The sequence below is a fragment of the Chitinophaga sp. genome (genome assembly GCF_035761305.1).
Taxonomy (GTDB): domain Bacteria; phylum Bacteroidota; class Bacteroidia; order Chitinophagales; family Chitinophagaceae; genus Chitinophaga.
In genome coordinates this window covers 1-9539 of sequence record NZ_DASTRI010000133.1, presented here as the reverse complement: position 1 = coordinate 9539, position 9539 = coordinate 1, and the positions used below count along the sequence as shown (strand labels likewise).

Genomic DNA, 9539 nt, shown 5'->3' with positions numbered 1-9539 from the left:
TACCTGCGCCCGTTTGATAAGCTGCTGGGGCATGGCAGCCGGCACGCATTTCCCGGGGGTCCTATGCGGCCGGGAGGCATGGAAGGAATGCCGCCGCCTGCCAATGGCTTTGGCCCCCCGCCGCCGCACAATAACAGCTATATGCGGCGCGGGCCGCATACCGATATGGTAAGCCTGTTCCTGTTCCTGGTGGTGGCCACACTGGCCGTTGCCGTGGAGCTTACCAAACGCTGGCGCCTCACAGAACAGCGCGCCATGCAGGCCGAAGCCGCCCGCGCGCAGGCAGAGGCGGACCGTGCGCATGCCGAGCTTTCTTTCCTGAAAGCGCAGATTAACCCCCATTTCCTGTTCAATACCCTTAATAATATTTACACGCTGGCGCTTACAGGTGATAAGCATACCGCCGGCAGCATCATGAAGCTGTCGAACATTATGCGGTATGTAACGGACGACGCTACGGAAAATTTTGTATCGCTGGAAGATGAGGTGGCCTGTATAAATGATTACATTGATCTGCAACGCCTGCGCCTGGGCAAAAAAGTACAGCTGGACTTTTCCGTGCGCGGCGATCTTGCGCGCAAGCAGATAGCCCCGCTGATACTGATGACCTTTATTGAAAATGTTTTTAAATATGGTTTAAGCAATCATGCGCCGGCTATGCTGATAATCCGGATATTTGCAGAAGAGCGCACCATTACTTTTTTCAGCCAGAACCCTTTATTCAGCGACCGGCCAACGCCGGAACGAACCGGCATAGGAATTGCAAACACAAGGCAACGTTTAGCGCATTTATACCGTAATAGATATTTGTTGAATATTACTGACAGTAACGGCCTTTATACTGTTGAACTTACCTTACAGGTTTAATGTAAAAACATGCATTATGCAAATGAGATGTATTGCGATAGACGACGAACCGCTTTCTCTTGCCCTTATACAACAATATATCTCTAAGTTTCCGGCGCTGCGGCTGGTGCAAACCTTTGACGATGCCATTTCCGCGGCGGAGTTCCTGCGCACCAACGCGGTAGACCTGGTTTTTGCAGACATTAACATGCCGGATATTAACGGCATAGACCTGGTACGCTCCCTGGTAGAAAAACCGGTAGTAATATTTATTACCGCGCACCGCAAATTCGCCGTGGAAGGCTTTGAGCTGCAAGCGCTGGACTACCTGCTGAAGCCTGTTGACTTTAACCGCTTTTCAAGGGCCGTGCAAAGAGCGCTGGAATACCTCCGGTACCGCCGGCACGACGCGCAAACGCAGGAAGAAAGCATATTTGTGCGCGCGGAGTACAAGCTGATAAAAATACCTTTAACAGACATCCTGTACATTGAAGGTTTGCAGGATTACATTAAGATACATTTAACACAGGGCAGGCCGGTAATGACGTTGATGACGCTCAAGTCCATGCAGGAAAAGCTGCCGGCCACCCGGTTCCGCCGCATACACCGCAGCTATATAGTACCGGTAGGCCGGATCACCGCTATTGTGAATAGAAAGGTACATATTGGAGCAGGCCCCGAGCTGCCTATCGGCGATAGCTACGCAGGGTTTATAGAAGAATGGACCAGGCAATGATTGGGGGGGACAGGGAACAGTGAAAAAGGAGCCCGTGCCGGTTGGCCGGGCTTCCTTGTTCTTAGTCAATTTTATAACGGTAAATGGTGTAAGGCAATGTGCGTTTATTTACACCGTTGTTATAATCGGGCTGCTTATGTATCTGCGAGCAGGAAACATACAGGTAGCCATCCTTTGAAATAGAATAGCTGTCGGGCCATATGAGCAGGCTGTCCTGCACCAAAGTGCTCATCTCCATATCAGGACTTACACGCACCAGGCGATAGTGCTCAATATCTCCCATATACAGGTTGCCCTGTTTGTCAAATATCATCCCGTCTGTAGTTGTAAAATGGCCCAGGTCCTCCACCTTTGCCGCCAGCTGCAGGTTATTCATGCTATTGCTGCGCAGGTATTCCGTACGGATGCGGTACAGCTTATCATCCGTTAGCGGCTTGTAATACAGCCACGCGCCGTCGGGCGTAAGGGCAATCCCGTCTGAATTGGTTTTTGCCGGCTTGCCGTTCTTCATCAGCTCATGACCGTCTACAGTAAAAGTATACGCAGGGTCCGACTTTACGGAGTAATGATCCTGCAGCACCTGGCGGATGGCGCCTGTTTGCAGGTTCACTACAAAAATGCCGCCTTCCGTGGAGTTGGTAAGGTAGGCGTATTGAGCAGCCGTATCTACACGCACATCATTCATATAGCTTTGATCATCCGCCACGCCGTTAAACAGGTAGCTGCGCACCACCTGCCCGGTGCCGGGGTTTATTTGCACCAGCTTATGACTTTGCTGGTATACGCCTGCCATGCGCGGCGATGCGGGGTCTACCACCCAAAGGTTATCGGCATCGTCAATATACACCGCTTGTACGCATACCCATTTATCTTCCCCGTTCTGCCCCCGCTGCCAGCTGTTCATGGCCAGGTTGGGATAAGGCGTTACCTGGTTGCCCGGCTTTACCTCCACTACCGCGTACCGGTAAATATCAGACCATAACGGGTAATTGGTAAATAAGCGGCCACTGGCCGATACAGCTACGCCGGTGAGCTGGTAGGTGCTGTCCGCAAACACCAGCTCCAGCTGGTTATGCGGGTTGGGCGGAGGGTTTCCGTCGCCCAGCTCACAGGAGGTAACGCCGCCGGTTATAAAGCCGGCGAGCAGCAGGGGCAATAGTTTGGCCATAAGATGCTTTTAAGAGCACCGCAACAAATAATGTACCCTATGCCAGTCATTATTTGCAGCCCTCTTACCGCATTTGCACAGGCAGCTATGCCCTTTGCCCATATTGCCCCTTAAAATCTACAACATCGCGTAAATAAGATACATGATGTGATGAATGTGAATGCTATGCCTAATAAACGTGTATAAACGAAAATGAAGAAATAATGAACTGCCCGCTTCCTTTGGCCACCAGGTACAAATCGTGCGTGCCATAATGCCTGCCCAGGTTGGGCGGCACCTTTAAGGCGTAGGTGGTATCTCCTGTATACGGTATTTTAAGTGTGCCTATTATTTTGCCTTTGGGCTTGTCTATCCTGAACTCCAGCACCGACTCCTGTTTCTGCTCGTTGGTTACCTCCACACGAAAGCCTATTTCGCCCATGCCCAGGTACACCTGGCCAAAGCCCAGGTAACTGCCGTGTTTCATCTTAAATTCTGTTTCGTGCTTAGGTTTGGTAACGGGTGGTGCGGAGGGAGCGGTGTTGGGTGTGGTTGCGGGTGCAGCGGTTTGACCCTGTACCAGCATAGGTATCAGGAAGACAATTATACATTGCAACAACATCAGCATCAACCTCATAGGCATAGGATAGGCTTCACATCGCTCACTTTTTTTGGTTGCCGGGGCATACCCCTATATGCATCCGGCAGGCAAAATAATAAAATTTTTTATAATATCTGAAAATGAACGAAAAATAAAGCCTTTCCTAACACTTTTTATCAGGGACGCAGGAGGTTAACGGCGCCTTTGCGGATGGTTTCTTTCCCATTGGCGAGCTTTAACCGTATCGTATATACGTAAACGCCCATGGGCTGTTGTTTGCCCTGGCTGGTGCCGTCCCACCCTGCTGCGGGGTCGCTGGTTTCAAATACCAGTTCGCCCCACTGGTTAAAGATCTTCATTTCCTGCCCGGTAATAATGTTGCCCTGCGCCCTGAATACGTCGTTATGCCCGTCGTTATTAGGCGTAAAGGCGTTGGGGATAAAAATGTCGGGGTTCAGCAGCTTGGCCGTGGCATTGCCGGGCCGGCTGTTCTGGCAGGCTTCTCCGCCCAGGGCTATTACCTGTATGCTTACGCCCTGCGCCAGTGGCACCCCGCTTACCTGGTGGGTGGTGCCGGTAAGCCCGGAGCTGGGGGCCGTATAGGCGGCGCCGTTTACAGCTACCTGGTAGCCCACGGCCCCGCTTACAGGCTCCCATACAAAGATTACGCTGTTAGGAGTTATTTGTGTGGCAGTTACCACCGGCATTGCCATTGCGGGCAGCCGGCTTACGTTTACGGGCACACGCCCGCTGGTACAGCCGGCATTACCGGCCTGCACATAATAAGTAGCGGCTGTGTCGGATGCCGGGGCGGTAAAAGTGCTGCCGGCACCGGCAGCCGTGCCTTCGGTTGCCGCCGTGTACCAGCTGTAGGTATACGTGCTTTCAACGTTCTGCACTACCAGTATGGCGGCGCTGTCGGCGCAGGCAGTTACTGCATTTGCGCGCGGAGCATCGGGTACAGGCGTTACCGTTATATCCACGGTGTCAGATACCGTGCAGCCCAGGGTATCAACGGCGCTTACAATATAGCGGGTGGTGGCGTCCGGCGTTACGGTAAGCGTACTGCTGTTGCCGTTGCCGGGTTGCCAGCTGTAATCCGTAACCGGTGCATTGGCGCTGGCGGTAAGCGTGGCGCTGCTGCCTGCGCATAAGTCGCCGGCGCTTGCAGTGGCAGTAAGCACGGCTGCTGTTTTCCGGGGCACCGTGCCCGTATACGTGGTGGCGCAGCCGTAAACATCCAGTATGGTGCAGCTGTAACGGCCTGCAGGCAGGCCCTTTGCCGTGTCATTGACCTGCGCGGGCGAAGAAGTCCATGCGTAAGACAAGGGCGGTGTGCCGCCGGTAGCGGTTAATGCAATAACGCCGTCGGCGTTGTCGCAGGTAGCGGGCGTAATATCGGCTGTTACTGTTACCGGTACATAGCTTACCCCTGCAAGCGCCAGTATAACCGCGCGGGAGCTGGTGTCTTCGCCGGCGGCATAACTCAGCCGGATAGAGTCCAGCAATTTGGGCTGGTTGCTGCAGGCCATGGCTATATCAAAGCGGTAAAAGCGCGGGTTGTTGCCGCTTAAACCATCTACCAGGTAAGGCGGCGCGGCCTGGCGCGCTATGCGCCCTACCCCGCTTATAATGGCATTGCCGCCGTCGAACCAGTCATCTACATGCGCGCTCCCTGCATTTGCCCAGGTACCGTCTGTAAAATGCAGTGTGGCGTTTATCACGCTGCTGCCTTCTGTTGAGAATAGCAGCAGGCTTAATTTACTGAAGGCTGCCGGCGTGGTGAGCGCCAAAGTGCCCGATGCGGCGGTGTTGGGCACATGCCCCGCCGCAGAAAGATATAACCCGTTGCTGGCATTATAAGGCGCCAGCTGGTAAGTGCGGTTGCCATTGGTAATGGCGCCGTTATCCGGCATACCGGCGGCAAGGCCGTTGGCCGCCGCAAAAGCGGTTGAATATAAAAGATAGAAGCTCAGGTCCAGCGATGTGGTGGTAACAGCCGTTGCGCTGGTGCCTGCCTCCGCTACTACATCGTTATTAAAACCTGTTACTGCAACAGGCACATACGTTTGGGCCGCCAGTGGCTGCATACCGGCAAATACCAGCAACAGGGGCAGCAGTTTTAGCACGGAACGTTTCATAATTTTTATTCTGGTTGATGAGGTATGAAGATGATCAGCGGAGTAAGGCTACCCACCCCGCATAAGGTTTATCTTTCTGCTTTGCTTTGATCACATAGTAATACGTACCCACGGGCAGCAATTGTCCATGCCAGGTGCCATCCCACGGCTGCCCGTACCCTGTGCTCTCGAATACGGATTGGCCCCAGCGGTTAAATACCTGCACCTGGCAGCCGGGTGTGGCTGCCAGGCCGGGTATTTCCCAGCGGTCGTTCACCCCGTCACCATTAGGACTAAAGGCATTGGGAATACGCAGCACAGCATCCGGTACCACCTTCAGCCAGGCCTGGCTGGTACTGTCCGTACAACCAATGCCGTTAGTGACCACCAGCGTTACCCGGTAGCTGCCCGGCAAGGCGTAACGATGGCTGGGCGCAGCTGCCGTGCTGCCTGCGCCGTCGCCAAAATCCCAGGCATACACCGCGCCATTGGCCGACTGGTTGGTGAAGCTGAACAATGCTTCGCTAAGCTCCAGCGGCGCATTAATGCCGGGGAGCGTGGTAAAGCGGGCTACCGGCAACGGTTGTACGTTAATGAGCGCGGTTTTAACAAGCGTGTCAAAACACCGGCCCTGCGTACCTGCAACAAGGGTAACGGTATAGCTGCCGGCTGCGGTATAGTTGTGCACGGGGCTGCGGGCAGATGAAAGCGTAGTGTCGCCAAAGCGCCATAACCAGCTATCTGCATTTTGCGACTGGTTGGTAAAGGTAACCGGCAGATCCGGGCAACCGGTAGTTATATCCGGGCTAAAAGCCGCTACCGGCATGGGTATCACGGTTACCTCCACCGCATCCGAAAGCGGGCAGCCAAAAGCATCCTGCGCAGTTACCACATACCGGGTAGTAGCGGCAGGTGTTACGGTAATACCGGCGCCGGCGGCATTGCCGGGCTGCCAGTTATAGTTACTTACGGCGCCATTTGCAATGGCAGTAAGGGTTACGGCGCTGCCTTCACATACAGCGGTTGCGCTGGCAGCAATGCTGATAGCTGCGGCCGGCCGCTGGGGAATGCTGTCTTCAAACAGCGTGGTGCAGCCGTTGGCATCTGCAATTGTGCAGGTGTAAACGCCGCCCGGCTGGTTGGTAATTACCGGCTGCGTTTGCACCGGCACGGTGTTCCAGCTATAGGTTAAAGGCGGTTTGCCGCCGGTTACAGTCAGGCTGATACCGCCATTAGCAGCGCCGCACGTAGCCGGTGTAACCGTAGGCGTTATACTGAGCGGCATAGCCGCTACGCCCGAAAGCGCCATAATCACGGCCCTGGACGGGAACGTGGTACCGCCGCCTAAAAAGTTAATGCTAACGGATTGCAGCTGCTTTAGCTGGTTGCTGCAGGCCAGCGGAATATCAAAACGGTAAAAGCGCGGGTCGTTGGAGGTAAGACCATCTACCAGGTATGGCGGCGCGGTGTTACGCGCTATACGGCCGTAGCCGGAGGCTACCGCATTACCGCCGCCAAACCAGTCCTGCACTGTCATGGCGCCGCCGGTAGCCGTAGTGCCGTCTGTAAAATTGAGGGTAGCGCTGATGGTGCTGGCGCCTTCTGTAGAAAAAAGCAGCAGGCTTATTTTGCTGAAGCTTGCCGGCGCAGCAAGTGTAAGCGTACCGGCAGCAGCAGAATTGGGCACCCCGCCGTTGAGCGACAGGAACAAGCCGTTAGGACCGTTATACGGCGCCAGCTGGTAGGTACGCATACCGTTTACAATAGTGCCACTGTTTACCAGACCGCCGGCAAGGCCGTTCGCAGCGGCAAAGGCGGCGCTGTATAAAACATAAAAGCTCAGGTCCAGCGTGGTGCTGGTAACAGCAGCAGCATTGGCGCCCGTTTCTGCAACAACATCATTATTAAACCCGGTAACAGTTACCGGAGTGTATGTTTGCGCAAACAGCTCTCCCGGGCCGGTGTATGCCACCAGCATCAGCGCAGTAATAAATATGGTTTTCATGTTGCTACATCATGATTTTGGCTGGCGCTACTTAAACGAACAGCACTGCTATAGGGCCACCGCAGTAGTTACTGTTTAATGGTTTTAAGGAATAAGGGCCAAGGTTGTTCCAAACAAAATTTCCTGGTACCGGGAAATGCTCTTTTTAAATACAACCTTGTCTTGTGACCGGGGGGGTATGTAAACGGACTTTTTTTGTTGCACCGTATTTTGCCGGATAGTGATATGATTTTGCTCCTCCTCTCACGTCAGGTCTGCATTAAGTCCACATTAAGTCCACATTAAGCCTGCAAGTAATTGTAGCACAATTGCCTTATGCTTGGTGATGTATTTGTATAATATTGCGTTTGTATATGCAAGCAGCAGGGATGCAATCGTATGGCTCATCATTTAGCACCCTCACATAATAGCTGCCGGTTTTATTTTGCTGCGCTGTGTTCTTCCCCAAAGTTCCAATTCCGGCCTGCATCCGCCTGTTTGAATGACGATGAGGCAGTATCAAGCGTATAGGCTTGAGGGCAATGATAAGGCATCACCGGTCGTATCACGCCGGATAAAGGGCCGTCCTTTGGAACTTTGGTACAGTTGGGCTACCGTATTAAGGTGTACGCGGATTTCATTCTCCCTATTACTCTCCCTGTTACTGCCCCAGGTTACCGTTCAGGCTGCACCATGATCTTATCTTTATCTTTTGCAGGCGCATTTGCCAAAGGAGGCGGATGCGCTATATTTGCCCGCAAACGGGTTATATATAATATGCATTTGCCTAAATGGTTCATTATTGTACTGCTGTGTGTTGTGGCGGCGCTGCTGTTCATTCCTTTCCTGGGCCGTGTGCACCTGTTTGACTGGGACGAGATCAACTTTGCGGAGTGCGCCCGGGAAATGATAAAGCTGGATGATTATTCGCGTATATACGTAAACTTTAAGCCCTTCTGGGAAAAGCCGCCCCTGTTCTTCTGGATGCAAACCGTTGCCATGAAGTGCTTTGGCTTTACAGCCTTTGCGGCCCGCTTTCCCAACGCCATTTGCGGCATTGCCACACTGGTAACGCTGTTCCTGTGCGGGCAGCACGTGTACGACCGGAAGTTTGGCATTTACTGGGCGCTGGCTTATATGGGCTCCCTGTTCCCCAACATGTATTTTAAATCCGGGTTAATTGATCCCTGGTTCAACCTGTTCATCTTCCTCTCTTTATATTACTTCATATGCTACCATTGGAAAAGGAACGGGTTCGATCATGTGCGCCTGTCCGGGGCGCCCCTCTCCTATGCCATACGCGCCGGTATTTTCATGGGCCTGGCCATCCTTACCAAGGGACAGGTGGCGCTCATGCTGTTTTTGCTGGTGCTGGGCGTGTACCTGGTGTACAACCGCTTTAAGCTGTTTTTCAGCTGGTGGCACGCCCTGCTGTTCCTGGTAGTGGCGTCGCTTATTACCCTATCCTGGTACGGGTATGAAACCATGAAAAACGGCCCCTGGTTCATTACTGAGTTTTTAAAATACCAGTACCGCCTGTTCACCACGCACGATGCAGGACAGAAAGGCTTTTTCGGCTACCATTATATCGTGATATTGTTCGGCTGCTTCCCCGCGTCGGTATTCGCCATCCCGGCTTTTTTCCGCATGCGATACAACAGCCGTTACGATAAGGATTTTAAAATGTGGATGATAATGCTTTTCTGGGTGGTAACCGTGCTGTTCACCATTGTACAATCGCGCATTATACACTACTCGTCCATGGCGTGGTTTCCGGTAACCTTCCTGGCAGCCTATACTTTTTATAAATGGGAAAACAAAGATGCGGTTTATAAAAAATATGTGGGCATTATTACCGGCATATTGGGCGCCATTATTGGCCTGCTGCTGGTGTCGGTAACCATTATTGCGCTGAACATTAAAAAGCTGGCGCCGTTGGTGCACGACAAATTTGCGCAGGCCAACATGATGGCAGATGTGCATTGGAGCGGATGGGAAGGCGTACCCGGCGTGCTGATGATAATAACCGTGGCGCTTGGGCTGGTATGGCTGCGTAGGCGCGCCTTCAGCCGCGCTGCATGGACCTTTTTCAGCGGTACGGCGCT

The 9539-nt window shown here is 53.1% G+C and carries 7 protein-coding genes; 3 read left to right on the top strand and 4 right to left on the bottom strand.

Annotation, left to right across the window (positions count from 1 at the left end):
- On the top strand, nucleotides 1–867 hold an 867-nt coding region (locus VFS25_RS11675), incomplete at its 5' end, for a histidine kinase (RefSeq protein ID WP_326462324.1).
- A 16-nt stretch (nucleotides 868–883) separates the two neighbouring features.
- Nucleotides 884–1582 (top strand): LytTR family DNA-binding domain-containing protein, encoded by a 699-nt coding sequence (locus tag VFS25_RS11670; protein WP_326462323.1) that lies wholly within the window; start codon nucleotides 884–886, stop codon nucleotides 1580–1582.
- Nucleotides 1583–1643: 61 nt separating this feature from the next.
- Here the strand turns inward: VFS25_RS11670 and VFS25_RS11665 are convergent, their stop codons facing one another.
- From VFS25_RS11665 to VFS25_RS11650, 4 genes are all read right to left on the bottom strand, one after another.
- Nucleotides 1644–2750 carry an SMP-30/gluconolactonase/LRE family protein gene (locus VFS25_RS11665; RefSeq protein ID WP_326462322.1) on the bottom strand — a complete coding sequence of 369 codons (1107 nt, stop codon included), beginning with the start codon at nucleotides 2748–2750 and terminating at the stop codon, nucleotides 1644–1646.
- A gap of 169 nt (nucleotides 2751–2919) precedes the next feature.
- A complete protein-coding gene (locus tag VFS25_RS11660; protein ID WP_326462321.1) occupies nucleotides 2920–3315 on the bottom strand; it encodes a carbohydrate-binding protein in 396 nt (131 codons plus the stop codon).
- Nucleotides 3316–3506: 191 nt separating this feature from the next.
- Nucleotides 3507–5471 carry a gliding motility-associated C-terminal domain-containing protein gene (locus VFS25_RS11655; protein WP_326462320.1) on the bottom strand — a complete coding sequence of 655 codons (1965 nt, stop codon included), beginning with the start codon at nucleotides 5469–5471 and terminating at the stop codon, nucleotides 3507–3509.
- 34 nt (nucleotides 5472–5505) lie between these two features.
- Complete coding sequence (locus VFS25_RS11650) at nucleotides 5506–7455, bottom strand: PKD domain-containing protein (protein ID WP_326462319.1); 1950 nt, start codon at nucleotides 7453–7455, stop codon at nucleotides 5506–5508.
- Between the two features lie 672 nt (nucleotides 7456–8127).
- On the opposite strand from VFS25_RS11650, the gene VFS25_RS11645 reads away from it, so the two are divergent.
- Nucleotides 8128–9539, top strand: a 1412-nt coding sequence (locus VFS25_RS11645; RefSeq protein WP_326462318.1) for an ArnT family glycosyltransferase, incomplete at its 3' end; no start/stop codon positions are given.